At 63.5% G+C, this 23,875-nt stretch carries 25 protein-coding genes and 1 pseudogene; 15 read left to right on the forward strand and 11 right to left on the reverse strand.

Annotated features, from left to right (window positions below):
- Positions 1-118 precede the first annotated feature (118 nt).
- From ftsZ to AC5Y21_RS15440, 7 genes are all read left to right on the forward strand, one after another.
- Positions 119-1,273 carry a cell division protein FtsZ gene (gene ftsZ / locus AC5Y21_RS15410; RefSeq protein ID WP_499913332.1) on the forward strand — a complete coding sequence of 385 codons (1,155 nt, stop codon included), beginning with the start codon at positions 119-121 and terminating at the stop codon, positions 1,271-1,273.
- Between the two features lie 55 nt (positions 1,274-1,328).
- Complete coding sequence (gene pgeF / locus AC5Y21_RS15415; protein WP_499913334.1) at positions 1,329-2,036, forward strand: peptidoglycan editing factor PgeF; 708 nt, start codon at positions 1,329-1,331, stop codon at positions 2,034-2,036.
- On the forward strand, positions 2,033-2,845 hold the full coding sequence (locus tag AC5Y21_RS15420; protein ID WP_499913336.1) for a YggS family pyridoxal phosphate-dependent enzyme: 813 nt from the start codon (positions 2,033-2,035) through the stop codon (positions 2,843-2,845). Before pgeF ends, AC5Y21_RS15420 begins: the two co-directional genes overlap by 4 nt.
- 66 nt (positions 2,846-2,911) lie before the next feature.
- Entirely contained in the window at positions 2,912-3,571 is a 660-nt protein-coding gene (locus AC5Y21_RS15425; RefSeq protein ID WP_499913338.1) for a cell division protein SepF, read from the forward strand.
- A 150-nt stretch (positions 3,572-3,721) separates the two neighbouring features.
- Positions 3,722-4,006 carry a YggT family protein gene (locus tag AC5Y21_RS15430; protein WP_067228903.1) on the forward strand — a complete coding sequence of 95 codons (285 nt, stop codon included), beginning with the start codon at positions 3,722-3,724 and terminating at the stop codon, positions 4,004-4,006.
- 232 nt (positions 4,007-4,238) lie between these two features.
- Positions 4,239-5,045 carry a DivIVA-like cell division protein Wag31 gene (gene wag31, locus AC5Y21_RS15435; RefSeq protein ID WP_499913341.1) on the forward strand — a complete coding sequence of 269 codons (807 nt, stop codon included), beginning with the start codon at positions 4,239-4,241 and terminating at the stop codon, positions 5,043-5,045.
- Between the two features lie 91 nt (positions 5,046-5,136).
- Positions 5,137-5,481: a hypothetical protein gene (locus AC5Y21_RS15440; protein ID WP_499913343.1), complete on the forward strand. Its 345-nt coding sequence runs from the start codon at positions 5,137-5,139 to the stop codon at positions 5,479-5,481.
- Positions 5,482-5,488: 7 nt separating this feature from the next.
- Here AC5Y21_RS15440 and AC5Y21_RS15445 read toward each other — a convergent pair.
- From AC5Y21_RS15445 to AC5Y21_RS15465, 5 genes and pseudogenes are all read right to left on the reverse strand, one after another.
- A pseudogene (locus AC5Y21_RS15445) lies at positions 5,489-6,187 on the reverse strand (phosphoribosyltransferase); the annotation flags it as partial.
- Positions 6,188-6,309: 122 nt separating this feature from the next.
- Positions 6,310-6,744, reverse strand: coding sequence for a type II toxin-antitoxin system VapC family toxin (locus AC5Y21_RS15450; RefSeq protein WP_499913345.1), 435 nt, complete (start codon positions 6,742-6,744; stop codon positions 6,310-6,312).
- A gap of 3 nt (positions 6,745-6,747) precedes the next feature.
- Positions 6,748-6,996, reverse strand: coding sequence for a type II toxin-antitoxin system Phd/YefM family antitoxin (locus tag AC5Y21_RS15455; RefSeq protein ID WP_499913424.1), 249 nt, complete (start codon positions 6,994-6,996; stop codon positions 6,748-6,750).
- 418 nt (positions 6,997-7,414) lie between these two features.
- Entirely contained in the window at positions 7,415-8,173 is a 759-nt protein-coding gene (locus tag AC5Y21_RS15460) for a prevent-host-death protein (protein ID WP_499913347.1), read from the reverse strand.
- On the reverse strand, positions 8,163-9,221 hold the full coding sequence (locus AC5Y21_RS15465) for a transcriptional regulator (protein ID WP_499913349.1): 1,059 nt from the start codon (positions 9,219-9,221) through the stop codon (positions 8,163-8,165). The genes AC5Y21_RS15460 and AC5Y21_RS15465 overlap by 11 nt, the downstream gene beginning before the upstream one ends.
- Positions 9,222-9,532: 311 nt before the next feature.
- Between AC5Y21_RS15465 and AC5Y21_RS15470 the strand changes: the two genes are divergently transcribed.
- The 3 genes from AC5Y21_RS15470 to AC5Y21_RS15480 are packed head-to-tail and all read left to right on the forward strand — an operon-like array spanning position 9,533 to position 13,420.
- Positions 9,533-10,648: a CBASS cGAMP-activated phospholipase gene (locus AC5Y21_RS15470; protein ID WP_499913351.1), complete on the forward strand. Its 1,116-nt coding sequence runs from the start codon at positions 9,533-9,535 to the stop codon at positions 10,646-10,648.
- Positions 10,635-11,648, forward strand: coding sequence for an SMODS domain-containing nucleotidyltransferase (locus AC5Y21_RS15475; RefSeq protein ID WP_499913353.1), 1,014 nt, complete (start codon positions 10,635-10,637; stop codon positions 11,646-11,648). The genes AC5Y21_RS15470 and AC5Y21_RS15475 overlap by 14 nt, the downstream gene beginning before the upstream one ends.
- Positions 11,645-13,420, forward strand: coding sequence for a ThiF family adenylyltransferase (locus AC5Y21_RS15480; protein WP_499913355.1), 1,776 nt, complete (start codon positions 11,645-11,647; stop codon positions 13,418-13,420). Before AC5Y21_RS15475 ends, AC5Y21_RS15480 begins: the two co-directional genes overlap by 4 nt.
- A gap of 185 nt (positions 13,421-13,605) precedes the next feature.
- On the opposite strand, the gene AC5Y21_RS15485 is transcribed toward AC5Y21_RS15480, so the two are convergent.
- Genes AC5Y21_RS15485 through AC5Y21_RS15495 form a run of 3 tightly spaced genes read right to left on the reverse strand, consistent with a single transcriptional unit; the run spans position 13,606 to position 16,807 of the window.
- The gene (locus tag AC5Y21_RS15485; RefSeq protein WP_499913357.1) at positions 13,606-14,184 is read right to left on the reverse strand and encodes a carboxymuconolactone decarboxylase family protein; all 579 of its coding nucleotides are present in this window, start codon (positions 14,182-14,184) and stop codon (positions 13,606-13,608) included.
- A 32-nt stretch (positions 14,185-14,216) separates the two neighbouring features.
- Complete coding sequence (locus AC5Y21_RS15490) at positions 14,217-15,317, reverse strand: zinc-dependent alcohol dehydrogenase (protein ID WP_499913359.1); 1,101 nt, start codon at positions 15,315-15,317, stop codon at positions 14,217-14,219.
- Entirely contained in the window at positions 15,314-16,807 is a 1,494-nt protein-coding gene (locus tag AC5Y21_RS15495; protein ID WP_499913426.1) for an acetyl-CoA acetyltransferase, read from the reverse strand. The genes AC5Y21_RS15490 and AC5Y21_RS15495 overlap by 4 nt, the downstream gene beginning before the upstream one ends.
- A gap of 214 nt (positions 16,808-17,021) precedes the next feature.
- Between AC5Y21_RS15495 and AC5Y21_RS15500 the strand changes: the two genes are divergently transcribed.
- From AC5Y21_RS15500 to AC5Y21_RS15515, 4 genes are all read left to right on the forward strand, one after another.
- Positions 17,022-17,546, forward strand: a complete 525-nt coding sequence (locus tag AC5Y21_RS15500) for a TetR/AcrR family transcriptional regulator (RefSeq protein ID WP_499913360.1) — start codon at positions 17,022-17,024, stop codon at positions 17,544-17,546.
- 53 nt (positions 17,547-17,599) lie between these two features.
- Positions 17,600-18,037 (forward strand): PaaI family thioesterase, encoded by a 438-nt coding sequence (locus AC5Y21_RS15505; RefSeq protein WP_499913429.1) that lies wholly within the window; start codon positions 17,600-17,602, stop codon positions 18,035-18,037.
- Positions 18,037-18,948, forward strand: a complete 912-nt coding sequence (locus AC5Y21_RS15510) for an alpha/beta fold hydrolase (RefSeq protein ID WP_499913364.1) — start codon at positions 18,037-18,039, stop codon at positions 18,946-18,948. The genes AC5Y21_RS15505 and AC5Y21_RS15510 overlap by 1 nt, the downstream gene beginning before the upstream one ends.
- Before the next feature lie 90 nt (positions 18,949-19,038).
- Complete coding sequence (locus AC5Y21_RS15515) at positions 19,039-19,620, forward strand: TetR/AcrR family transcriptional regulator (RefSeq protein ID WP_499913431.1); 582 nt, start codon at positions 19,039-19,041, stop codon at positions 19,618-19,620.
- An 81-nt stretch (positions 19,621-19,701) separates the two neighbouring features.
- On the opposite strand, the gene AC5Y21_RS15520 is transcribed toward AC5Y21_RS15515, so the two are convergent.
- The 3 genes from AC5Y21_RS15520 to AC5Y21_RS15530 are packed head-to-tail and all read right to left on the reverse strand — an operon-like array spanning position 19,702 to position 22,637.
- Positions 19,702-20,901, reverse strand: coding sequence for an NAD(P)/FAD-dependent oxidoreductase (locus AC5Y21_RS15520; protein ID WP_499913366.1), 1,200 nt, complete (start codon positions 20,899-20,901; stop codon positions 19,702-19,704).
- Positions 20,898-22,286 carry a cytochrome P450 gene (locus tag AC5Y21_RS15525; RefSeq protein WP_499913433.1) on the reverse strand — a complete coding sequence of 463 codons (1,389 nt, stop codon included), beginning with the start codon at positions 22,284-22,286 and terminating at the stop codon, positions 20,898-20,900. The genes AC5Y21_RS15520 and AC5Y21_RS15525 overlap by 4 nt, the downstream gene beginning before the upstream one ends.
- Before the next feature lie 30 nt (positions 22,287-22,316).
- Positions 22,317-22,637, reverse strand: a complete 321-nt coding sequence (locus tag AC5Y21_RS15530; protein WP_085149393.1) for a 2Fe-2S iron-sulfur cluster-binding protein — start codon at positions 22,635-22,637, stop codon at positions 22,317-22,319.
- Positions 22,638-22,752: 115 nt separating this feature from the next.
- Here AC5Y21_RS15530 and AC5Y21_RS15535 point away from each other — a divergent pair, with 115 nt between their 5' ends.
- The gene (locus AC5Y21_RS15535) at positions 22,753-23,757 is read left to right on the forward strand and encodes a helix-turn-helix domain-containing protein (protein WP_499913368.1); all 1,005 of its coding nucleotides are present in this window, start codon (positions 22,753-22,755) and stop codon (positions 23,755-23,757) included.
- The last annotated feature ends 118 nt before the right edge of the window (positions 23,758-23,875 follow it).

Raw genomic sequence — 23,875 nt, forward strand, 5'->3', positions numbered from 1 at the left:
GTTGAGGTTGAGGGTTTGCCAAGCGGACACACCGCAAACAATTGCAGAGAACACCCAACGGGAGAAGCCCCGGGCAGAGACCGGGAGAGACACGCCCCACCAGGGAGGAAGACACATGATGACCCCCCCGCATAACTATTTGGCCGTCATCAAGGTCGTGGGCATCGGTGGAGGCGGCGTCAACGCCGTCAACCGGATGATCGAACAGGGCCTCAAGGGCGTGGAATTCATCGCGATCAACACCGACGCGCAGGCACTATTGATGAGCGACGCCGACGTCAAGCTCGACGTCGGGCGCGACTCCACCCGTGGACTGGGTGCCGGCGCTGACCCCGAGGTGGGGCGCAAGGCTGCCGAAGACGCCAAAGACGAGATCGAAGAGCTGCTGCGCGGCGCCGACATGGTGTTCGTCACCGCCGGCGAAGGGGGCGGAACCGGCACCGGCGGAGCACCCGTCGTCGCCAGCATCGCCCGCAAACTGGGCGCGCTGACCGTCGGCGTCGTCACCCGGCCGTTCTCCTTCGAGGGCAAGCGGCGCAGCAACCAGGCCGAAAACGGCATCAACTCTCTGCGAGAGAGTTGCGACACCCTCATCGTGATCCCCAACGACCGGCTGTTGCAGATGGGCGACGCCGCGGTCTCCCTGATGGACGCCTTCCGCAGCGCCGACGAGGTGCTGCTCAACGGTGTGCAGGGCATCACGGACCTGATCACCACGCCCGGGCTGATCAACGTCGACTTCGCCGACGTCAAGGGCATCATGTCCGGCGCCGGCACCGCGTTGATGGGCATCGGCTCGGCCCGGGGCGAAGGACGCTCACTCAAAGCGGCCGAGATCGCCATCAACTCGCCCCTGCTGGAGGCGTCAATGGAGGGCGCGCAGGGCGTGCTGATGTCGATCGCCGGCGGCAGCGACCTGGGTCTGTTCGAAATCAACGAAGCGGCCTCGCTGGTCCAGGACGCCGCCCACCAGGACGCCAACATCATTTTCGGTACCGTCATCGACGACTCGCTGGGCGACGAGGTGCGCGTCACGGTGATCGCAGCGGGCTTCGACGCCGGCCCTGGCCGCAAGCCCGTCGTAGGCGCCGCTGCGGGAAGCGGCTCCGGTGGCGGGGCGCACCGGATCGAGACCGCGAAGGCCGGCAAGCTCACCTCGACATTGTTCGAGCCGGTCGACGCCGTGAGCGTGCCCGTGCACACCAATGGCGCGACGTTGAGTATCGGCGGCGATGACGACGACGTCGACGTGCCTCCGTTCATGCGTCGCTGAGGCCCCTCGGACCTGCTGGAGCCCTTGATGTGCGCCGAATCCGGATACTGGGCACGTGAGCGTTCGCATCCGGCGGGTGACGACCACCCGAGCGGGCGGCGTGTCGAAGCCGCCCTTCGACACCTTCAACCTCGGTGATCACGTCGGCGACGACCCGGCGGCCGTTGCGGCCAACCGGGCCCGGCTGGCCGCCGCGATCGGTTTGGCCGCCCACCGGGTGGTGTGGATGAACCAGGTCCACGGTGATCGGGTCGAGGTGGTCGACGGACCACGGGACGGCGCCGTCGACAACGCCGACGCGTTGGTGACCAACACGGCCCGACTGGCGCTCGCGGTGGTGACCGCCGACTGTGTGCCGGTGTTGATGGCCGACGCGCGTGCCGGTGTGGCCGCAGCCGTTCATGCCGGCCGCGTCGGCGCCCAGCGAGGCGTCGTGGTGCGCGCGGTCGAGGCGATGCTGGGCCTGGGCGCGCAGGTCGACGACATTTCGGTGCTGCTCGGACCGGCGGTCAGCGGCCCCAACTACGAAGTGCCCGCGGCGATGGCCGCGGAGGTCGAGGCGGCGTTGCCGGGCAGCCGCACCACGACCGCGGCCGGAACTCCCGGACTTGACCTGCGGGCCGGAATCGCTTGCCAACTAGGCCATTTGGGTGTGCAGGCGATCGACATCGATCCGCGCTGCACGCTGGCCGACCCGACCTTGTTCAGCCATCGCCGCGGCGCGCCAACGGGGCGGCTGGCATCGCTCGTCTGGATGGAATGACCGTTATGGCGGTGGAGATGTCGGCCCGGGGAACGGATGGAAATGAGGGTGACCGCGAATCGGAATTGACGCATGCGCTGGCGGGAGTGCGATCCAGACTGGCGGCGGCCGCGCAAGCGGCAGGGCGCAATGTCAGCGAAATTGAACTTCTACCTATTACCAAATTCTTTCCAGCAAGCGATGTGGCGATTTTGTCCAGATTGGGCTGTCGCGCCGTCGGCGAATCGCGGGAGCAGGAAGCCAAGGCGAAGGTGGCCGAACTTGCCCGGCTCGCGAAGTACCCCGGGCTGTCGCCGCGCGCCGACGCGCGGGATATGCACTGGCACATGGTCGGCCGGATACAGCGGAATAAGGCGCGGTCGCTGGCCGGCTGGGCGCACACCGCGCACTCGGTCGACAGCCGGCAGGTGGTTGCCACGCTGGACCGGGCGGTCGCCGCGGCGATGTCCGACAGCCGCCGCGAGCACCCGCTGCGGGTCTACGTTCAGGCCAGCCTCGACGGCGACGTCTCCCGCGGCGGCGTCGACATCACCGCACCTGGTGCGCTCGACGAGGTCTGCGCGCAGGTGCAGGACTCACGCTGCCTGGAATTAATCGGGCTGATGGGCATTCCGCCGCTGGACTGGGACCCCGAACGGGCCTTTGACCGGCTCCAATCGGAGCACCACCGGGTGCTCGAGTCACACCCGAATGCGGTGGGATTGTCCGCCGGCATGTCCAACGATCTGGAAATCGCCGTCAAACATGGTTCGACATGTGTGCGTGTCGGTACCGCGCTATTGGGTCCGAGGCGGTTACGGTCACCGTAATTAGTCACTGTAGTCACACCTTCATCACAGACACCAATACTCCCAGGGGCTAGAAGGGGTCACGCAATGAGCACACTGCATAAGGTCAAGGCCTACTTCGGTATGGCGCCGATGGACGACTACGACGACGAGTATTACGACGACCGCGCCCCCTCCCGCGGCTATTCCCGGCCGCGATTCGACGACGACTACGGACGCTATGAAGGGCGCGAATACGAGGACCTTCGCCGCGACCCGCGCGCCGACATGCGCGGCGAGCCAGCTGACTATCCACCGCCGAGCAGCTACCGAGGCGGCTACGGGGAGGACGCCCCGTTTCGGCCACGCGAATTCGACCGCACAGACATGAGCCGGCCCCGCTTCGGGTCCTGGCTGCGCAACTCCACTCGCGGCGCGCTGGCCATGGACCCGCGCCGCATGGCGATGATGTTCGAGGAAGGTCACCCACTGTCGAAGATCACCACGCTGCGGCCCAAGGACTACAGCGAGGCGCGCACCATCGGTGAGCGGTTCCGTGACGGCACCCCGGTCATCATGGACCTGGTCTCCATGGACAATGCCGACGCCAAACGATTGGTCGACTTCGCGGCGGGCCTGGCCTTCGCGTTGCGTGGCTCATTCGACAAGGTGGCGACCAAGGTGTTCTTGCTCTCACCTGCCGACGTCGACGTTTCCCCCGAGGAGCGGCGCCGGATTGCCGAAACCGGTTTCTACGCTTACCAATAGACGCAGATCCCCGGCCCGTGCCAGGAGGGCACCCCGGCCAGGCGCTCCTCCTGCCCGACGGTTGAGATGTGTGTCGGTCCCCTGAGTCGGTACGCTGAAATTCGTCGCGAGCGCGGCTATTGACATCTCATCGTTAAGGTCGGGTCATCGGTGCTGTTCGTTAAGATCCTTGGGTTTGCGCTGTTCTTTTTCTGGGTGCTGCTCATCTTCCGGATTGTCATCGAGTTCATCCGCTCATTCAGCCGCGACTGGCGCCCGACCGGTATCACTGTGGTGATCTTGGAGATCATCATGTCGATCACCGATCCGCCGGTGAAACTGCTGCGCAGGCTGATCCCGCAACTGACCATCGGCGCGGTCCGCTTTGACCTGTCCATCATGGTGCTGCTGCTCGTCGTCTTCATCGGCTGGCAAGTCGCGCTGGGCCGAACATGAGCTTTCGAGGCGCTGTCGGGGGCGTCGTTTCGGGCACGGTTCGGCGACAGTTCGGGGCGCTCGATTTCAAATCTAAGAACACGGAATTTAGAGTTTGAAATTCGTCCTTATTTATTGGTCCAATCAGCAACCGGCGGGTCTGGTGTGACAGGATGGGCGGCAGTTGCACGACGGCTGCCACTGCGTTCTACACTTTCCAGAGCGTTTGGCAGGAACTCGAGGGGAACGAACAATGCCGCTTACACCAGCTGACGTCCACAATGTGGCGTTTAGCAAGCCGCCAATCGGCAAGCGCGGTTACAACGAAGACGAGGTCGACGCCTTCCTCGACTTGGTGGAGAACGAGCTGACGCGGCTTATCGAAGAAAATTCAGATCTACGTCAGCGAATCGCAGAACTGGACCAAGAGCTCGCCGGGGGGGCGGGCGCTGGCGCAGCTTCTCTTTCCGCGCAGCCGACCCAGGCGATACCCATCCCCGAGCCCGAGCCCGAGCCGACCCCGGCGCCGGTGGCCGCTCCGGTCGCGGCGCAGGCCAGCAGCAACGAGGAACAGGCCATGAAGGCCGCTCGGGTGCTGAGTCTGGCGCAAGACACCGCCGACCGGCTCACCAGCACCGCCAAGGCCGAGTCCGACAAGATGCTGGCCGATGCCCGTGCCAATGCCGACCAGATTCTCAGCGAAGCGCGCCACACCGCGGAAACCACGGTCGCCGAGGCCCGGCAGCGCGCCGAGGCGATGCTCGCCGACGCCCAGACCCGCTCCGAGAGTCAGTTGCGTCAAGCCCAGGAGAAAGCCGACGCACTGCAAGCCGACGCAGAACGCAAGCACTCCGAGATCATGGGGACCATCAACCAGCAGCGCACGGTGCTGGAAGGCCGTCTCGAGCAGCTGCGCACGTTCGAACGCGAGTACCGCACCCGACTCAAGACCTACCTGGAATCGCAGCTCGAGGAACTCGGTCAGCGCGGATCGGCGGCACCGGTCGACTCCACCGCGGACGGCGGCGGATTCGACCAGTTCAGCCGGGGGAACAACTAAGCCACTAGGGCCCACACGTGCCGGACTGCGGTCGGCACCTCAGAGCTGTCCTGAACGCGGGCAGTCCCGCTCGTCGGCCGGAGGGTAATCGATGTTGATCATTGCGCTGGTGCTGGCCCTGATTGGGCTCGTCGCTCTGGTTTTCGCGGTCGTCACCAGCAACGAGCTGGTGGCCTGGGTATGCATTATTGCCAGCGTTATCGGCGTGGTGCTGTTGATCATCGACGCAGTGCGGGAACGCCGGGCGCGCGCCGCGGGTGAGGGCGACGAAGACGAAGCTGATCAGGCCGGCGAGGACGAGGACGCCTACGTCGACTATCCGGAGGAACTCACCAACGAAGCCGACGAGGAAGCTGCTCGCGGCAAATCGGATGAGGAAGCCGACGCCGATGCGACCCAGCAATCGGCGATCAGCCGCGACGAGAAGTCAACGTAGGAGTTCTCTAGCGCCCGTCGGTCGGGGTGGCCAGAAAGTCGCGTACCTCGTCGTCGGTGACCTGATGAAAGTCACGGTAGACCTGCCCGACCGCCTCGAACGCCGGCGGCATGGTGGCGCACACCACGTCATCGGCTTCGCGCGCGAGTTCTTGACAGGCTGACTGCGGCCCGACCGGCACCGCGACCGTTATCGATTCGGGGGCCGCGTCGGGCTTGGCACCCCGCAACGCCCGCACCGCCGCCAGCATGCTCGCGCCGGTAGCGATCCCGTCGTCGACGAGGATCATGGTCTTGCCATGCAGGTCGGCGACCGGTCGCCCGCCGCGATAAGCCTGCTCACGCCGCTGCAGCTCCGTCGTCTCGCGATCGATCACCGCGCGCACCTGCTCGTCGCTGACGTGCAAACTGGACACCACGTTGTCGTTCATCACGACCCCGCCGCCGCTGGCCAACGCGCCCATCGCGAGCTCCGCCCATCCGGGCACACCGAGCTTGCGGACCAGGAACACATCCAGCGGGGCCCGCAACGTGGCGGCTACTTCCCAGCCGACGGGAACACCACCGCGAGCCAAACCCAAGACCAGCAAGCCGTTCCGGCCCCGGTACGACGCCAGTTCCTCGGCCAGCACGCGGCCGGCTTCGCGGCGGTCGCGAAAGGTGCGCGCCGACGTCCGCCGCAGAAAGCCGCTCGGTCGGTTCATGGGGACTCCTAGCCACCAAGCCTACGTCGGGTGCCACTGTTGCGAGAGGGCTTCTGCCGGGGTTGTCGTCGGGCTTGAGTCACGAACTCGGATCGGACGCGATGTCCGGGGGTGGTGTCCGAGGGCTACGGGTCGAGTTGGGCAGGGGCGACTCGGCACCCGGCGGCTTGGGCTCCGGCGTGCAGGCGTCGGTCCCAGACGGCGACGATCAACCCGGGTTCGCCGACAGCCAACGCGCTGGCCAGATGGACTGCGTCGGCCCCGCGCAAGGCGTGGGCGCGGGCGAGGTAGCCGGCGTGCTGTTCAACCGTCGCGGTGAGTTCGACTGGGCGGGTGGCGGCCCAGAAGTCCTCCCAGTCACGTTCGGCGTCGGCGAGCTCGGATTCGGTGAGGTCGCGATTGCGGGCAGCCGCAGCGAGTGCGGCGCGGACTTCGGGGTAGGCCAGGCGGCTGGACAACGCGGCATCGCAGCCATCCCATAGCGCGGCCGCGAGCGAGCTCCCCGTCTCAGTTGTGAGAAGTTTGACGAAGGCGCTGGCGTCGAAGTAGGCGAGCGGCACCGCTCAGCGCCGCTGATCGCTGACCCGGTCAGACACCGGCCGTCGCGGTCGGGGCCTGGGCCGTCCCGCAGCGACGGGGCGCTTTGCGGTGGCCTTACCAATCACGCCTTCGGCAGTGAGACGTTCCAAGGTGCCTGGGTTGTCCAGCGCAGCGAGTCGCGCGACCGGAATCCCGCGGTCGGTGATGACGACCTCACCACCGGCCCGAGCTCGATCGAGCCAGTCGCTGAGGTGTGCGCGCAACTCGGTCACGGATACATCCACACCGTGAACTGTACATTCATTGAACCGTGAATTTGTACATCTTACGGTTACTGAGTATGCCAACGACGGCCTGAGGGACAGACCCGCGCAAGCCGGAGGCGAGGTGACAACGGGCCGACATACCGATCGACCGCGGTGCTGGCGGCCGACTTGAGTCGTGTCGCCGGATGTGTGATCGCGGCTTCGCCGCTCAACACACTCCATCGGCTTGGAAATGAATGCGAGCATTCATTTCGCTCGCCTCAGTCGTGTGTCCGAGGGGGGACTTGGCCACCTGCGACACGAGTTGAGGTCTTCCAGCTGAGCCGTTGATCCTGACGAGTCATTATTCTGCCGCCCGCCGCGCTGGCAACTACTGACGAAGGAATAGCGCAAGCTTGTGCTGCTCCAAAGGGAGGTTCAGCGGTCAGTGGGCTAGCGCTCCGCTGAGTAGCTCGGCGGCGAGGTGGATGTCATCGAGACGTAAGTCGGCGCCTTCGGGGAGTGCGTTGATCAGTGATAGCGATCGGTCGGCGCGCGCGTTGAGGCAGAACTGCACGTGTTGTGCGATGTCCTGCGCGAGCTGGGACCCAGTCAGTGAAAGCTGCTCTCGCACTGTGGGTCCCGATTGTTGATCCAAAGTGAGGCGGACGATGTCAAGCAAGTCCGTGCCTTCCTTCGCTTTGCCGCGATCGAAGGTCGCTTGAAGTTTCATGGCGATCAGCGGGCCGGGCTCGGCAACTGCAACCGCGATATCAGGCTGTCCGTGCACACCAATGATGATCGGAGTCGCGGTGGCAGCAGCCCAGGCGTGCGACAGCACGAAGAGCCGGCCGGTGGGATCGTCGGGCAGCGGGTGCAAATCGGCGTCGGCCACTTCCAAGACGTCGACGATCACTTTTCCGGCCGCAGTCGTGACCAGCGCCGCGTTGCGTCCTTCGACCGGCTCGCTCTTCGCTATCAGCAGTTCGAGCTGAGGGGCTTGATGGTCGCTGCGGCGGTTGACGATGTCGAGGTCGCTGGTGGCACGATGCGGGCTGCTGAGGCGGCAAATCACGGCCAGGCCTCCGATCACCGTCACAGGCTGACCAGTCAGGGTCTCGGTAGTGCGGATTGCGTCCGCCAGTGCCGACATTTGGGCGCCCAGCAGCTCTACCCGCGGGGTCTGAAGCTGTTTACCAGACACGAGACCACGGCTCTGGGGGAGTCCAGCTATCCAGCATCTCGCGCCCTCGACCTGGGTCCTGGGCCAGGTCGAGAGCCACGAATAGGGGGCGGGTCATGGGCCAGTACTCGTTGTTCCCGTTGCCGGGAAAATCCACTGGATCTTGCCGGTACATGCAAACCAGTGGCGTGGGTGCAACACGCAAGACGGCTGTGGGCGTGGTGTGCTCGCGCGCGGGTGCGAGCAGTTTGGCTGCGCGGCGCATCACCTGCTGGTCGGGAACGTAGAGCACCGGTGGATGGTTTGATCTGATCGCGATCGGCGCGCCGTATACGGCGGCCGCGCGCGAATCGCCGAGCGCCCATCCCGGCTTGTCGAAGTCGTCGAGGTTCACCCGCAGGGCATTAAGCAGGCCACCGTCACGCGGCTCATTTGCGACGGCGAGTTCGGTAGGCTTCCACCGTGACGCTAACTCCCAGAAGAGCTCTGGTGTTCTGGGGTGTCCGTCCGGAGTGATCAGGTTGGCGTCGCGGAACGCGGCAATCGTGTCGGATACCGAGCTGGGGGCGCGGCCGACCTGCGCGGCGAGGGGACGAATGGAAACCACGCGGTCGGGTGTGAGCAGCATGGCTGACGCTAATTCGATGCCAACTTGACCGGCGAACGGTTCGCGCCGGCGTGGCGCGTGCATCGCAGCCGGCACGTTCGCGTCTACCAGCAGTCCATTGGCGGCGAGCCGTAGGTGGCCGCGAGTGTCCAACCAGCTCCAGCCGGCAGCGCGGAGCTCTTCGCGCGCATCGGCGGTAATGCGGTTGGCTACGACCACGCCGACGGTGTTCTCTCGCAGTTGGTGACTCCACAGTTGCAGCTGGTCTCGCAGGCCCTTTGCGGTCATTAGTGACGAGGTTTTGACCTCGACGAGCAGCTGGCGGTTGTCGGGCAAGACGAGGACCCCGTCCGCGTGCAGATCGTTTGCTTCGTCCTCGCGCATGAACTTGAGCCCCACCGCGGCCACGGCATCGGCGAGTTCGTCGACGGCGTTCATTTCGGTGCGGAGCGATCCAGTCATGGGTCGATCGTCGCACGCTTTCGGCGTTCGGTCTATACCGAACACCGAACGCTTGCTCGTCGGTTGCTGTCGTGCGGGATGCCAGTTCGCTCAGTTAACGCGGGCTTGCTGTACGTAGGAGCGGCACGCTGCGGGTCTTCGCACGTCGGGTCGATATCGGTCGCCCAGTGCCATTGTGAATGGCGTGAGACAATGGGAGCCAAAAAGAGTCCTGAGCAGGAGCATTGAAGCGTCCGCCGGGTGTTGCGCAGGTTTATGCCGATGTCAAAAACGGCTAGGGTGTTGTCGGCCGCGCGGCGTAGCCTAGTTACATGGATGTAGTTCCTGCACCGTCTGCCGGCCTCGGCGGCAGTACGTCGTTGGGAAGGACCGGCGAATCCGACGCGCAGGTCCATCCGGCAACTGAACACGAGCCGCCCGGGTCGTGCCCCGACCGCTTCCAGATCCTCGCCCTCGACGGAGGGGGCGCCAAGGCGCTGTTCACCGCACATGTGCTTGCGCGTCTGGAGCAGGACTTGGATGTCACAATCGCCGATTCCTTCGATCTCATCGCTGGGACTTCGGCGGGTGGCATCGTCGCACTAGGTCTCGGTGCGGGCCTCAGGCCGAGCGAGATCGTTTCCCATTACGAAGAACTGGTAAAAAAGGTCTTTCCGGCATCCAGGCGGCGAGTATGGCGTCGGCCACGCCAACTGCGATCGCCCATCTATGACGCGAAAGCGCTGCGGCAGGCATTGACCGGCGTCCTCGGCACGCGACTGCTCGGCGACAGCACGAAACGACTCGTCATCCCTGCTTGGGATGTGCAACGCGGGGCCGTACATATCTTCAAGACACCGCACCACACACGGCTGAGGCGCGACTGGCGGATACCGATGGTAGACGTAGCAATGGCAACGTCGGCGGCGCCGCTGTATTTCCCTGCGGCGCATATCGACGGACACCGGCTCATTGACGGTGGAGTATGGGCCAACAACCCGGCCGTCGTGGCGATTGCCGAGGCCGTCAGCATGCTCCATGTTCCCCTTGAGGCGATCACAGTCCTCAACGTCGGCACCATGGATCAGCTCACCGATCATCCAAAACGCTTGGATCGGGGCGGAGTACTTCACTGGGCCAAACCGATCGCCCCGCTGATCCTCAGCGCCAGCAGCCGCGGCGGCCAGGGCCTCGCCGAACACCTGATCGGCAAATCGAACTACACCCGCTTCGATGCCCTGGTGCCCGGCGGGCTCTACGCACTCGACTCGGCGGACCCGAGGGACGTGGCCGGACTTGCGGCCTCAGTCAGTCGAGAACTCAGCCCCACCTATACCGCGAAATTCGCTAACCACCGGGCGCGCGCATACACGCCTGCGGACGGACGCCGACACCGCCGCGATCCGAGCAGCACTTCACACACGGAGGCCCCCCATGCAGCTCGCTGACCATTTCAACGTCTTGCTGAAGGACACGGTCAACCTCAGCCAGTTCAAGCTGGACTTACTCGGCGATCGTGTCGATGCAATCTTTAAGGCGCTCAAAGCCGACGACCAAATCGGCGCGCTGATTACCGGCAAGAGGCCGCAAGGTTCGTGGGCGCATCGCACCATTATCGACCCCGTCGGCAACAACGAGTTTGACGCCGACTTCATGCTCGATATGAGCGAGAACCCGGACTGGGCCGACAATCCCAAGGCCTACATCGATGAGGTCTACGCCGCCCTTCACCGGCACAGCACCTACGCCACCATGCCGCACTCGCGGAAATGCCGCTGCGTGCGGCTCGTCTACGCCAACTCCATGCACGTCGATATCGTCCCCCACCTCAACCTTGCCGACGGTCGCGAGGTCATCGTTAACCGTGACCATAACCAATGGGAGCTGACCAACCCGCAGGGCTTCACCGACTGGATGAAGAACAAGGACTCCCTCGCTAATGGAAACCTGCGCAAAGTGATCCGACTGATGAAATACCTTCGCGACCACAAGAATTCGTTCACTGGCACCCGCTCAGTCCTTTTGACGACCATGCTCGGTGAGCAGGTAACGGAATTGCGCAAGCTGCTCGACCCGGGTTACTACAGCAACGTCCCCACGACACTTCTTCATGTCGTGCAAGACCTCGACACCTGGCTGCAAGCGAACCCAATCAAGCCTTCTATCGCCGACCCGTCCGGCTCCGGTGTGACATTCGATCACCGGTGGGGACCAGACTCCGAGAGCGCCCAGGCGACCTACAGCTACTTCCGTGACCGAATCCACGTGCACGCCGGCGAGATCACGGCGGCCTATGAGGAGAAAGACAAAGGTCGCAGCGTCCAGCTGTGGCAGAACATCTTTGGCGATGGATTCAAGGCGCCGGCCAGTGCCTCGGCTAGCGCGAAGTTTCCGTCCGCCGCCTCCGCCGCGGCCTCAACTGTGGGGCGCTCTGGTCGCGCCGGATGACCAGACGTCACCAGCCCGCGCTGACGGACTGGCAGAAACATCTTCTCGCCGAACTTAAATCGCTAGCCCAACAACGCCCCGACGACATCCAGGTTAGAGGACGGCCGAAGCTTGACCCTGATGGTGAGGCGGTGCTCCGCATCGCGCTGCGCACGGCCGACATCCCACATCATTCGGGCGGCCTGCAATTACAGGAGACGGAGGAGTTCATTCTTCGGCTTCGCCGGGCCCCGTATTCGCTACCGGCGGTCGACGTCGATCACATCCGATTCCTCGGCTACCCCCATGTGCTTGCAGGCCAACAACTATGCATCTACCTAGACCCCTCACGCGAATGGCAGCCTACGCTTGGTATGGCAGGCCTGCTCAACCGACTCTGGGAGTGGCTCGTCGACGCCGCGGCCGGGAACTTCGACGCCTCCACCGCCATGTACCACGCCGTCGGCGGCATGCTCCACCAAGCAGCCGATATACCCACCATCGTCATCCGAGAACCCGGACCGGCAACGCGCCATCAAACGGCTCGTCTGATCGTCCGATCAACCCACCGATACGACCTGACGTACTCGCCTGGAGCCGGGTATCGCACACCGGTGTTCACCCTGGCCACCGCGCTGCCATTCGGCGCCGCGTCCACATTCGCGCTGTTGCTCGCTCTCCTCGACGACCCTTACATGGACCGCCTCGACGGAGGGGCTCCTCAGACCGCACCGCAGTCGCCCGCGTTCCTCACTGCGCTCCTGGCGAGCGCGGTGCGAAATCACGACGACACCGAGCAATACTTCGTCCTCGCCGTGCCGCACCCCGCCGGCGGCCCGCCCCACCTCTTGGGTGGACGGCTTCCCGTTCCGACAGCGAATGCTCTCCGCGCCGTCGCCCAGCAATACGGCGTGGGCGTCGTACTCGACCCCGCGAATATCAATACCGAAATCCCGATTGAGTGGTGCAGGATGTCTGATGAACGACCCGAAGTGACAACCCGTCGCGACGCTGGCCGACCCATCAACGGATTCCAAGGAAGGACTGTCCACATCTGGGGCTGCGGCGGACTCGGATCATGGATCGCCGAATTCATCGCCCGCGCCGGAGCGTCGGAGATCGTCGTATGTGACCCCGGGGTCATCACCGGCGGTCTGCTAGTGCGACAGAACTACGTTGAAGACGACATTGGCCGTTCCAAAGCCGAGGCACTCGCTAGCCGCCTCCGCGCTATCCGTGATGACCTGACCGTGACCGTCGCGGAAGGACACCTGCCCGGGGATACCACCCCATGCCTCGCAGCGGATGTCATCATTGACGCCACGGTGAACAACGGCATCACAAGTTATCTGGATGCATTGACTACTGCGCCCGACCGCAGAGCGTTGATCGCTCAGGTCGCCACCGATGCTCGCTCCGGCACGCTCGGCCTGGCCGTGCTGTGCGCTGCAAACGCAGGAGTGACAGTATCCGGCATCGATCGAGACGCTGGCCGAACAATCCAGTGCGACAGTGAATTTGAGCTCTACCACACGCTGTGGCAGGAACCCAGCGATGACGACGAACTCATACCAACCAGGGGCTGCTCGGTCCCCACATTCCACGGGTCGGCAGCCGATCTCGCGGCGGTCGCAGCCACCCTCGTCAACCTGATAGGAAGCCATCTCCAACAAGCGGATCCCGCGATTTCAGGCACACACCTCATCGCTTTGCCACACGCGGCCATCGGCCCACGACACCACTTCCTCCCCGCCGGACTCCAAGCCACGGATCACCCTGCAGGGACAGCGTGAGGGCAACGGAGCGTCAAGTCAGCAAACACTAGGAATCTGCTTAGTCCAAGCGCACAGCAGATCTTCAGATGCCCGTAGCTAACAAAATGCGTGTCCGAGGGGGGACTTGTCCGTCTACGACACGGGTCGTGGTCTGGCGATTGGGGCGCTGACCGCTTCGGTCAAGCACCGGTCCACGTTTTTGCTCAATCGCGACGCTGAGGAGCTCGCCCATCGGGCGGCCAGCCGTCGGTACCGGACTCAAGCGGAATATTCAGAGATCGAAGTAGGATCGAAAAGAGCCGCCAATTGGCGATTGCTCCGACAAGTTCGACCAGAACCGCGTGGTCGCTATTGAATGCCTTCTGGCACGCAGCCCAGTTGTCCTCAGAGATTACCCCGTCACGTACCACATCATCAGTCGCTGCGAGGACCGCACGCTCGACTGGCCCGAGGCTTTCGGAAATCTGCCAGTCGCGCACCGCCAGGAGATCATGCTCAGGCACGCCGAGCGATGTGGCGATTCGCCAATGTTGGGTCCATTCGTATTCGGAGCCAGTGATCCAGCCGATGCGCATGATGACCAGCTCGCGGAGCCGCGCGTCAAGGGAACCGCGGAACAGTAACGAGTCCAGCAGCCCATACAGCGCAACCGCCACACCCGGCTGATGAAGTGCCACGCGGAATACCGACAGGTCTGCCAACTCTTCGGGCAACCCACATTCGGCGGCCCGCAGCCGGGCCTGCTCGCGGTCGAGCATCGGTACGCGTTCTGCCATTGTCACGGAAGGCCCTCTCTGTTGAACCTGTGCTGCCGTCAGGGCGTGGGCAAGAAGACGTTGTGCAGCGCTGCACTTGATTGGGCATTTTCATCTGCAAGCGAAGTGAGCAGTGGCGCGAGCCCGGCGAATCCGGTGGATTCTCTGGTGATGCGGTCGAACGGCCAGCGGCCCTCAGCGAGAATGTCTAGGGCTGCCCAGTAAGCGGGATACTGCACGCCGAGTGCGCCTACAACATGTAATTCCTTGTACACCAGTGAGTCTGGTTCAAAACGGGGCGCACCGCCTCCTCCGCGGGTGCCGGCCACCACGACTGTGCCGCCCGGTCTGGCCAGGTCGACGGCGTCGGCGAACGCGGAGGGTGCTTTGGCGGTGACGTCGAGGACCACATCGGCTAGCCGCCCGCCTGTTTCGCGCTGGAGCGCTGTCACTGCGTTGTCCTGCGAGACATCGATGGGCAGGTCGACACCGAATGATCTGGCGATGGCCAGTCGTTGTTCGTCACGTGGGCCGACGCCGGTCATCGCGACGAACGCGGCTCCCGCCTCTTTGGCCGCCACCGCTGCGCAGATTCCGCGAATGCCGGGCCCCAGGATCGCTACGACGTCCCCCGCCTTGGTGTCGGGAAAAGTTGCCCCCCATTGGATTCCGGCCCCAAGAGGGTTGAACAGCGTGGCAAGAACAGGATCCATGTTTTCGGCAATCGGGAGTAGCATCGCGTCCCACGGAAGCTCCACATGGGTGGCGTAGCCGCCCCATAAGCCCGAGCCGATCTGCACGTCGACGAACCCGAACATGGTGGCGATGCCGTTCACCGCACACCGCCGGTATTCGCCGCTACGGCACTCGGGGCAGTCTCGGCAGGACCGGAACACCTCGACGGCCACGCGCTGGCCGGCTTGTACACCCCAGCGTTGGCGGGCCGCAGCGCCGACGTGTTCGACGATGCCGACGATTTCATGCCCTGGAACGAATGAGAAGCCGGCACGCAGGTGTCCGGTGAATTGTTCGTGATCGGTTCCGCATAGACCGCATGCTTCAACCCGCAGTATCGCACCTCGGTCACCGACGTCTGGGATGGTCATCCGGCGTCGCTCCAGGTTCCGCGGTCCGGTCAGCACCATTGCCTCGGCGATCATGGAAGCTCGAATTCGGTGAACGCCCCTGCGTTTCGCAGGCTAACCGTTTTGCCGACGTACATTTCCGCGCCGATCGCCTCGGCGATCTGCGGATCGTCGCTGCGTGCGACGACTCTTCGCCCGTCGGACAGGTGCGCGATGATCGGCGTCCATCGAGGTTGCCCGTCTCGGTCGTAGACGACGGTGTATCCGTCCACTGTCGCGCAACCGGTCGCCTCGTCGACGCCTGCGACACCCAACCTCGATGAATCGATCTGAGCTTGCTCGACCGCCGTGTCGAGCAGTCGCCACCCGATTGGTGGCGGGGTGGCCGACCACAGACCGACCGAATGCTTCGTCGAATACCACCCGAGGCCGGTGACGAGTCCGGCGTCGGTTGGGTCGCGTCTACACCGTCGGACCATCTCAACGATCGAGTGGCTGACGTAATTGTTTCCGGGACCGCCGTGATAAGGCAGGCCTCCGGTTACTGTGAGGCCTCTGTCGTCGAGGGGGTCTAAGTCGAGAGCCTCGGCAGCCATCTCAATTGCCGACGGGAAGCAGGAGTAGAGGTCGAACCACCGGATGTCGTCGGTGGTCAGCCGGCCCGCATTGAGAGCCTTCCGTGCTGCTACCTCGATACCCGATGAGCGGCTGATGTCCGGCCGTTCCACGGGGAAGTACACGTCGTTGCAAGTCGCTGCTGACCAGGGAAAGACCCAACGATCGCGCGCGACGCCCAATTCGTCCGCCACCTCGGCCGCCATGAGAATGAAGGCGGCAGCCATGTCGACGGACATGATGCTGTTGAGCAGCTTGGGATAGGGCAAGCAGACCATGCGGTTTTCCGCGGTGACTTCGCTGAGTTCGGTGGCACTTCGTGCGCGTGGAAACCAGGCCTGTTCCGGATGGCGTGCCGCCTCGGCTGTGAACGGTGCCATCAGCGTGCCCAGCCACTCCCGTTGAGCATCGAAGTCGCGGCCGTGGCGCGCGGCGATTGCGGACTCGAAGATGGGATACACCTCGTGCGGCCAACTCAGACCCACCGACAATTCGGCTTGACTCAGCCCGGGGCGGGCGTCGCCCAGGGATTCGTCGCCGGAGCGGGGTGGGGGCGGCGAGTCGAGAAGTGCCCTGCCCTGAAGCTTGCGTGCGGAATGCCCGCTCTCAGCCCCGACGACCAGGACGACATCTGCACGGCCTTCGCGTATTTCGCCACCCAACACTTCGACGAGATACTGCGGGGTGTTTCCGCCGACGGGACAGCTGATGCGGCGGGCGGGACTGATGTGTATCGCTTCGGCGATCCTGCTGGCGGGATTGTCGCGCGGTATGACCAGGATGCCGGGAGTCGCGACGGTGTCGATGCGCCGCTCGACCGGGCGACCTGCGTCTTTGACCGCGCGGCGTGCTGCTTCTACCGCCAAGTCGATCGGGTCCACGAAGTCGTTCCCGCGATGGGTAACTTCGCCCACGCCGACGACAACCGGGGTACGCGCTTCTACCAACATCGGCATCGGCATCCGCTCAGGGCCACGGGGCTGACTTGAGACATAACTGCGATGGTGTCATGTGCGTGGGCAAGTCACAATGGTGTGCGCTCGCGGCATACTGGCGTGTGTGTCGACGAGGTTGTTGAGATGGGGTGCCGCCGCGCCGACAGATCGTGGGTCCGCTCGCGACCGGTTGCTCGATGCTGCCGAGAGGTGCCTCGAGAGTTGCGGTGTGGTGGGCACGACCATGGAGGACATCGGCAGAACAGCGGGTGTGTCCAGGGCAACGGTGTATCGCTACTTCCCCAGTCGGGAGGCGGTGATGTCGGGTGTCATCATTCGCGCCGCCGAGCGCTATCTTGACCGCATCAGCCCGCGGATCGCGGCGCACGCCGACCTCGGCTCTGCGCTGGTCGATTTCGTGGAATGCACTGTTGAGGCCGCGCGCCGCGAAGAGATCATCGGATTGTTGTTCGGCAGCGACGAGGAACTCGCCGGCGTGGGTCTCGCGGCGGGGACCTCGACGTCCCTCTTCGAAATCGTCACCGAATTTCTGCGTCCCATCTTCACCAGACACTGGAGTTGCGTGGAACCGGGCGTCTCCGTCGACGACGCCGCCGAGTGGGTTGTCCGCACGATATTGAGCCAGCTGACTGTTCGAGGGCCGCGGGAGCGCAGTCGTGACGGACTCCGGGCGTTTCTGTCGAGGTTTCTCCTTCCTGCGATCCTGGCGGGTGACCACGCTCGACCGATGTGACAACTACGGCGTAATGTCTCAACCGCAGCTGAGGTAGGAGGCCGGAGGTGTCTGTGCAATTCACCACATTCAACGAAGAGGTCGCTGAGCAATTGAAGAGCGCAGCAGAATCCACGGGCGGGTTGGCCGGTTACCTCGGCTTCCGCCACACGGAATTCACTGCGGGACGGCTCGTCGCGGAGATGGACGCACGCGACGACTTGAAGACGCCTTTCGGCAACTTGCATGGGGGATGCTTATCAGCCATGGTCGACCACTGCCTCGGAGTGGTGTTCTATCCCGTGATTCCGATGGGATCCTGGGTCGCGACGACGGAATTCAAACTGAATTTGCTTCGTCCGGTCTCCAGCGGCACCTGTGTCGCCACAACCGGGATCATCTCGCTGGGCAGAACCAGCGGTGTGGCGCGGATCGACATCAGCAACGACGGCCGAGCCGTGTGTGCGGCCCAGGGAACAGTCACCGTCGTCGCACCCAAGACGAACTCTTGATGCCCGCACAGCGAGTGAGTGATTCGTCGGCTCCCGCCGTCGAGCGCGTACCCACGGCCGACGGGCTGTCGCTGGCGGTAGACCTCTACCGCTGTGACGCGCCGCGGGCAGTTGTGCTGCTCCTTCACGGCGGTGGTCAAAGCCGGCATGCCTGGGATGTCACCGCCCAACGCCTGCACCAGCGGGCCTACACGGTTGTCGCGTACGACACCAGGGGGCACGGGGACAGCGACTGGGATCCGGACGGACGCTACGACATGGACCGACTCGGGTCCGACCTGTTGGCCGTGCGCTCGTACGCCGATTCCGGCCGCCCAGTTGCCGCGATCGGCGCCTCTCTGGGCGGATTGACCATTCTCGGCACACACTTACTCGCCCCGCCGGAGCTATGGCAGGCTGTCGTTCTGGTTGACGTCACTCCGCGAATGGAGGTGGACGGCGCCCGACGAGTCGTAGCGTTCATGTCGGCACACCCCGAAGGTTTCGACAGCCTAGAGTCGGCAGCAGACGTGATCGCCGCCTACAACCCGCACCGCCCCCGCCCGGAGAACCTCGACGGCCTACGGAAAGTCCTCAAACGTCGCGAAGACGGTCGCTGGGCCTGGCGATGGGATCCAGCCTTCGTGTCGTCGAATTTCCGTTTCCTGCAAGGTGATCCGGGCGAGGGCACTGAGGATTTCGAGATGATGAGCGCATTACTTCTCGCTGGTGCGCGGCAGGTGTCTGCGCCGACACTGCTGGTCCGGGGCCTGCTGTCTGACATCGTCTCCGAAGAGACAGTGAAGCATTTCCTCACCATCGTTCCGCACGCGCAAACCGTTGACGTGTCGGGTGCGGGCCACATGATCGCTGGTGACAGCAATGACGCATTCTCGAACGCGGTCACCGAATTCCTCGACAGGACCATATGAACTCTGCAGTCGGTTCACTTCCTCTTTAGGGCTGGCGCCTATCCTGCTTCTATGCCAACTGAACCCTTGCGGATATCTTTCCGCCGGCATGTGCGCGAACAGGTTCTGAGGGTGACACGAGAACTCACCATCGAGAAGGGCTGGGATCAGGTCCGGATGAGCGACGTTGCCGAATCGGTTGGCGTCTCCCGCCCGACGTTGTACAAAGAATTCGGTGACAAACAGGGTCTCGGTGACGCGCTCGTAGTGTCAGAGGGCCAGCGCTTCTTGGAAGGCATTCATGGCGTCCTTGCCCAACATGCGGGCGACGTGCGGGGTGGCATCACCGCAGCGGTGCAGTTCACCCTCTGCGAAGCAGAAGAGAGTCCGCTCCTCAAGGCAGTTCTGACGTCCAACCCCTCGGGAAATGATCACAGTGCCTCGTCGTCTACTGGAGTCCTGCCACTTCTGCCGACATCGGCTTCCCTGCTTCAGCTCTGCACCGGGGCTTTGACCACGTGGTTCAACGACCACTTCGCCGATCTCGACGCCGAAGACGTCGAGGACGTCGCAGATGTTCTGGTGCGACTGACAGTGAGTCATGTTGTACTTCCCGCCGCGGACATCGCCACCACTGGTGAGCGGATCTCCCGCGTAGCACTCAGGTATCTGGGCGTTGTTCACAGTTTGTGACCAGCAGACTTTCGCATTTTCGCATCCGAGCAGACGACAGAGTCGCGGTGTTTCGAGCGCGTGGAATTGCCGTCGGAGCTGTCAGATCGAGCCGGCGAGGAGGGCTGAGCGGTCAACCCGAAGTTGCTGGCTGATGACCCGCTTACTGCACATGAAATCGCGAGGACGGTTGACGCAGTCGGCGGCGATGAGTTCGCCCTCGCGGAAGTAGAAGCAGCTGAAATCACGGTCACGCGACGGGTCACCACTGAGCAACATTTCGTCGTATCCGGCGTTGAGACCGGCAATTTTGAGTTTGACATCGTACTGGTCCGACCAGAACCACGGAAGCGCAGCGATTGTGCTGTGCTTACCGCAGATTGTCGCCGCGGCGACCTTGGCCTGCTCGCCGGCGCCCGGCACGCACTCCAACCGAATACGCGAGTTGTATCGGGCCATGGTGTGGCTGGTGCAGTCGCCGGCGGCAACGATGTCCGGGTCGCTGGTGCAGGCGTGGTCGTCGATCACGATGCCGTTGTCGACGAATAATCCCGCTTCCGAGGCGATTTCGGTGTTCGGCACCACGCCGACGCCCACGATCACCAGGTCGGCGGGGATCGATTCGCCGCCGGCCAGCACGACCTCCTGCACTCTGCCGTTGCCGGAGAAGGTCTCGACGAGAGCGTGTGTCCGGATGTTCACTCCCTCGCCGCGGTGGATTCGCGTGTAAAACGCGGAAACCTCCGGCGCGGTGACCCGTTCGAGTACACGCTCGGTTGCCTCGAGGACAGTGACGTTCAAGCCGAGTGAACGCAGCGAGGCCGCCGTTTCCAACCCGATATAGCCTCCGCCCACGATCACGACCCTACGACCCGATGCGGCGGCGGCACGGATCAACTGGACGTCTGCAGCAGTGCGCAGGTAGTAGATTCCGGGAAGGTCCACCCCTGGCGTCGGCAGTCGTCTCGCCCTTGCGCCGACGCACAGCGCGAGCTTGGTGTAATCCAGCGTGTCGCCGCTGCTCAGAGACACGCACTTGGCACTCCGGTCGACCGCCTCTACGGTCGCATCAAGGAGTCGAATGTTCTGTTTCTTGTAAAAATCGGCACCGCGGATGAGGAGGTCGTCGAGGCCGCTCTTGCCGGCCAGGTAGGCCTTCGACAACGGAGGACGGTGGTACGGCAGGCGGTCCTCATCGCCGATCAGCACGACCTCCCCGGCCCACCGCTCCCTCCGAAGATTAGCCGCTAACTGCGCGCCGGCATGGCTGGCGCCGACGATGACCGCTCGTTCTGCAGTCATCCATTCTGCTTGGGAGTGAGGCGGACCATCAGCTTGCTGATGCCCCTGACGAAATTCGATTGCACATACTCGGGTTCGGCGACCACCTCGATGTTCTCGAAGCGAGGCAGCAATTCCTCCCATAGGATTCGAAGCTGCAACTCAGCAAGCCGGTTTCCCATGCACCTGTGCACACCGAACCCGAACGAGATGTGATTGCGCGCGTTGCTCCTGTCGATGATCAACTCATCGGCCCGCTCGAAGACACGCTCATCGCGGTTACCAGAGGCGTACCACATCACGACCTTGTCGCCCTTACGGATGAACTGCCCGTTCAACATGATGTCTTTTTTCGCGACTCGGCGCATGTACGCCAACGGGGTCTGCCAGCGAATGATCTCGGACACCATGTTGGGAATCAGGTCAGGGTTCGCCTTCAACTTCTCGAACTGATCGGGGAACTGGTTCAAGGCGAGAACCCCTCCGCTCATCGAGTTGCGAGTCGTGTCGTTTCCCCCGACGATCAGCAATACCAAATTGCCGAGGAATTCCATCGGGCGGTCGATGAGATCCTTAGTGTCCTCGTTGGCCTGCAGCATCGTGATCAGATCGAAGCCCGGTCGCTCCCCGTTGGCGGTACGGGCCGCCTTGTCATGCCAGAGAGCGCTGAGCCCCTTCGCCATGTCGACCATGCCACGAAACACTCTGTCGTTGTCGGAAGGACCACCATTGGCTTGCTCCATGGAGGTGGCGAGGTCCGACCATTCCACGAGCTTGTGCCGCTGCTCGTACGGGAAGTCCAGCAGGGTCGCGAGCATGCGCGCTGTCAGTTCGATGGAGACGTGGTGCACCCAATTGAACGGCTGATCCACCGGTAGATCGTCCAGCACTTCCTGGACACGCGAGCGGATCAGCCCCTCCATCTCGCGCAGGTTCTTCGGCGCGACAACCCCTTGGACGGAAGCGCGCTGCAAGTCGTGTTGTGGCGGATCCATCGCGATGAACATGGCGATGTCCATAAAACGAGGCGGTCTCCCGATGATGATGAACGGCTCTGCGGAGAAAGCCTCGTGGTTCTTGTCGACGGCGATGATGTCCGCGTGGCGGGTCACCGACCAGAACGGGCCGAACGGACTGCGAGCCTGGTAATGCACCGGCGCCTCGTTGCGCACGCGTTCGAAGTAGGACTTCCAGCGGCCTTGGCGGTAGAGGAACGGGTTGCTGAGATCGATGTCGGCGATGTCGACGTCCTCGACCGGAGGAATGGGCGTCTCGGTGAAGATCTTCTTACCATTGGTTCCGGTTACCCACCGACGTGTCTTGTCGTAGAGGTGTGCGCCGCGGATTTGCAGCTCCAGAGGCACGGCAGACTGGGCTTTGGCGGCCACTGCCGCGGGAATACTCATTATTGTTTCCTCCAAATCCATGACGTTGTTTCAGAGCTGGAACTCAGGTAGCTCGACCGTCAAGCCATCCCATGCCTCGGAGGCGGCCATCTGGCAGGACAGCCTCGACGTCCGCTGACGCTCGGGGTTCATCGCGAGCATCTCCTCTTCGTTGGCGCCGCAGAGTCCCACCGTGTCCGACCACTCGGGAGCGACGATCACGTGGCATGTTCCGCATGCGGCTTCCCCTCCGCAATCGCCGTCGATGCCGGGCACCGCGTTATTGACCGCGATCTGCATCAAGGACTGCCCTTCGGTCAAGGGGGCTTCGTACTTCTCGCCGTCATGAGAGACGAAGGTGACGACTGCCATGGTTAACTCTCCTCAATCTGGAACTTCTCCTAACGAGTGTTGTCGCGCGTGACCAGCGTCGCTAGGCTCGCAGGAGTCAAAGAGTTGTGTTTTTAGCTCACGCGCAGGGAGGCACGTGAAACTCGACGACTCGGGTATGCCAGCGCTGGCTTTCCTGCAGATGCTGGACAGTGAGGCGCTAGGGCATGACGCCAGCATTGCGCTGCGCAGCATCATGGTTCGCGAGCACGTCACCGAGTCGATGTTGGTGGGTCGCGACGCGCAGGTCCCCTTACGGTGGTTCAGGGAGATATATTCCGATTTTGATTGTGATCAGGGAACCCGTCTGGGTTTCGCGTTCGCCGAACACGCCAAACTGACGTCCTTTGGGGCACTCAGTGTTCCCTTGGTCAGCGCGGGCTCGGTAGCCGAGGTTGTCGAGTTGCTTGCTTATCTGCCGGTGATCACCACAGCCCTCAGCCCGACGTTCCATTCGACGGAACACGGCCTCACGATCGGGCTCACCGGTCGCACCGGTGACGCGGGCCTGAACTGCCTGGCCGTCACCTACGGTGGGCTGGCGCTGTTGCGTCTGCTCGACATGCTCGCGGGTGCCGTACCGAATATTGAACTGCATCTGAGTCATTCAGCGCCGGAGTCGTGGGTTCTTCATGACGAAGTGTTGGCGGGTCGGATCTTCTTCGACGCCCCCAGCTCGTTCGTCCACGTTCCCGCGGCTACGCTGGAGGAGGTCTGTCGATTCTCCGATCCTGTGGCGTACCGGATTGCCGTCACCGATTTGCAGCGAACTCTCGATCAACGACGTGACACGTCGGTCTCCGAAAAAGTAAGGGACCTGCTCGAGAAAGATCCCGGAAAAACGAACATCAGCCGGACGGCGGGCGAGCTCTCGATATCCCCGAGCACGTTGAAGCGGCGCCTGCGCGAAGAGGGGACCACCTTTCGAGAATTACGTCAGTCGTTCTTGCAGGAGCGAGCAATTCTGCGACTTCTCGACAGATCGGTGTCGGTAAGCGAGATCGCGGCAGAACTCGGGTACGCGGACCTCACGAACTTCACACATGCCTTCAAACGGTGGACCGGTCGGTCACCGCGCCACTTCAGAAAAACGCGCGACTGAGCGCGCGAAAGGTCCGCCCGAGCGCGTGCCGGGCGTCCACCGGAACCAGCGGGCTTCGCGATCGGCCTCATCTGTCACCTAGACATCGTCGAGAAACGACACGATCGGCGCGGGGTTC

The sequence above is a fragment of the Mycobacterium sp. NGS41 genome (assembly GCF_059812725.1).

Excerpts from the sequence above, each read along its gene's own strand:
- ftsZ (WP_499913332.1), top strand. The coding sequence starts at position 119 with ATGACCCCCCCGCATAACTATTTGGCCGTCATCAAGGTCGTGGGCATC.
- AC5Y21_RS15420 (WP_499913336.1), top strand. The coding sequence starts at position 2,033 with ATGACCGTTATGGCGGTGGAGATGTCGGCCCGGGGAACGGATGGAAAT.
- AC5Y21_RS15425 (WP_499913338.1), top strand. The coding sequence starts at position 2,912 with ATGAGCACACTGCATAAGGTCAAGGCCTACTTCGGTATGGCGCCGATG.
- wag31 (WP_499913341.1), top strand. The coding sequence starts at position 4,239 with ATGCCGCTTACACCAGCTGACGTCCACAATGTGGCGTTTAGCAAGCCG.
- AC5Y21_RS15440 (WP_499913343.1), top strand. The coding sequence starts at position 5,137 with ATGTTGATCATTGCGCTGGTGCTGGCCCTGATTGGGCTCGTCGCTCTG.
- AC5Y21_RS15465 (WP_499913349.1), bottom strand. The coding sequence starts at position 9,221 with ATGACTGGATCGCTCCGCACCGAAATGAACGCCGTCGACGAACTCGCC.
- AC5Y21_RS15470 (WP_499913351.1), top strand. The coding sequence starts at position 9,533 with ATGGATGTAGTTCCTGCACCGTCTGCCGGCCTCGGCGGCAGTACGTCG.
- AC5Y21_RS15475 (WP_499913353.1), top strand. The coding sequence starts at position 10,635 with ATGCAGCTCGCTGACCATTTCAACGTCTTGCTGAAGGACACGGTCAAC.
- AC5Y21_RS15480 (WP_499913355.1), top strand. The coding sequence starts at position 11,645 with ATGACCAGACGTCACCAGCCCGCGCTGACGGACTGGCAGAAACATCTT.
- AC5Y21_RS15490 (WP_499913359.1), bottom strand. The coding sequence starts at position 15,317 with ATGATCGCCGAGGCAATGGTGCTGACCGGACCGCGGAACCTGGAGCGA.
- AC5Y21_RS15495 (WP_499913426.1), bottom strand. The coding sequence starts at position 16,807 with ATGTTGGTAGAAGCGCGTACCCCGGTTGTCGTCGGCGTGGGCGAAGTT.
- AC5Y21_RS15510 (WP_499913364.1), top strand. The coding sequence starts at position 18,037 with ATGCCCGCACAGCGAGTGAGTGATTCGTCGGCTCCCGCCGTCGAGCGC.
- AC5Y21_RS15520 (WP_499913366.1), bottom strand. The coding sequence starts at position 20,901 with ATGACTGCAGAACGAGCGGTCATCGTCGGCGCCAGCCATGCCGGCGCG.
- AC5Y21_RS15525 (WP_499913433.1), bottom strand. The coding sequence starts at position 22,286 with ATGAGTATTCCCGCGGCAGTGGCCGCCAAAGCCCAGTCTGCCGTGCCT.
- AC5Y21_RS15530 (WP_085149393.1), bottom strand. The coding sequence starts at position 22,637 with ATGGCAGTCGTCACCTTCGTCTCTCATGACGGCGAGAAGTACGAAGCC.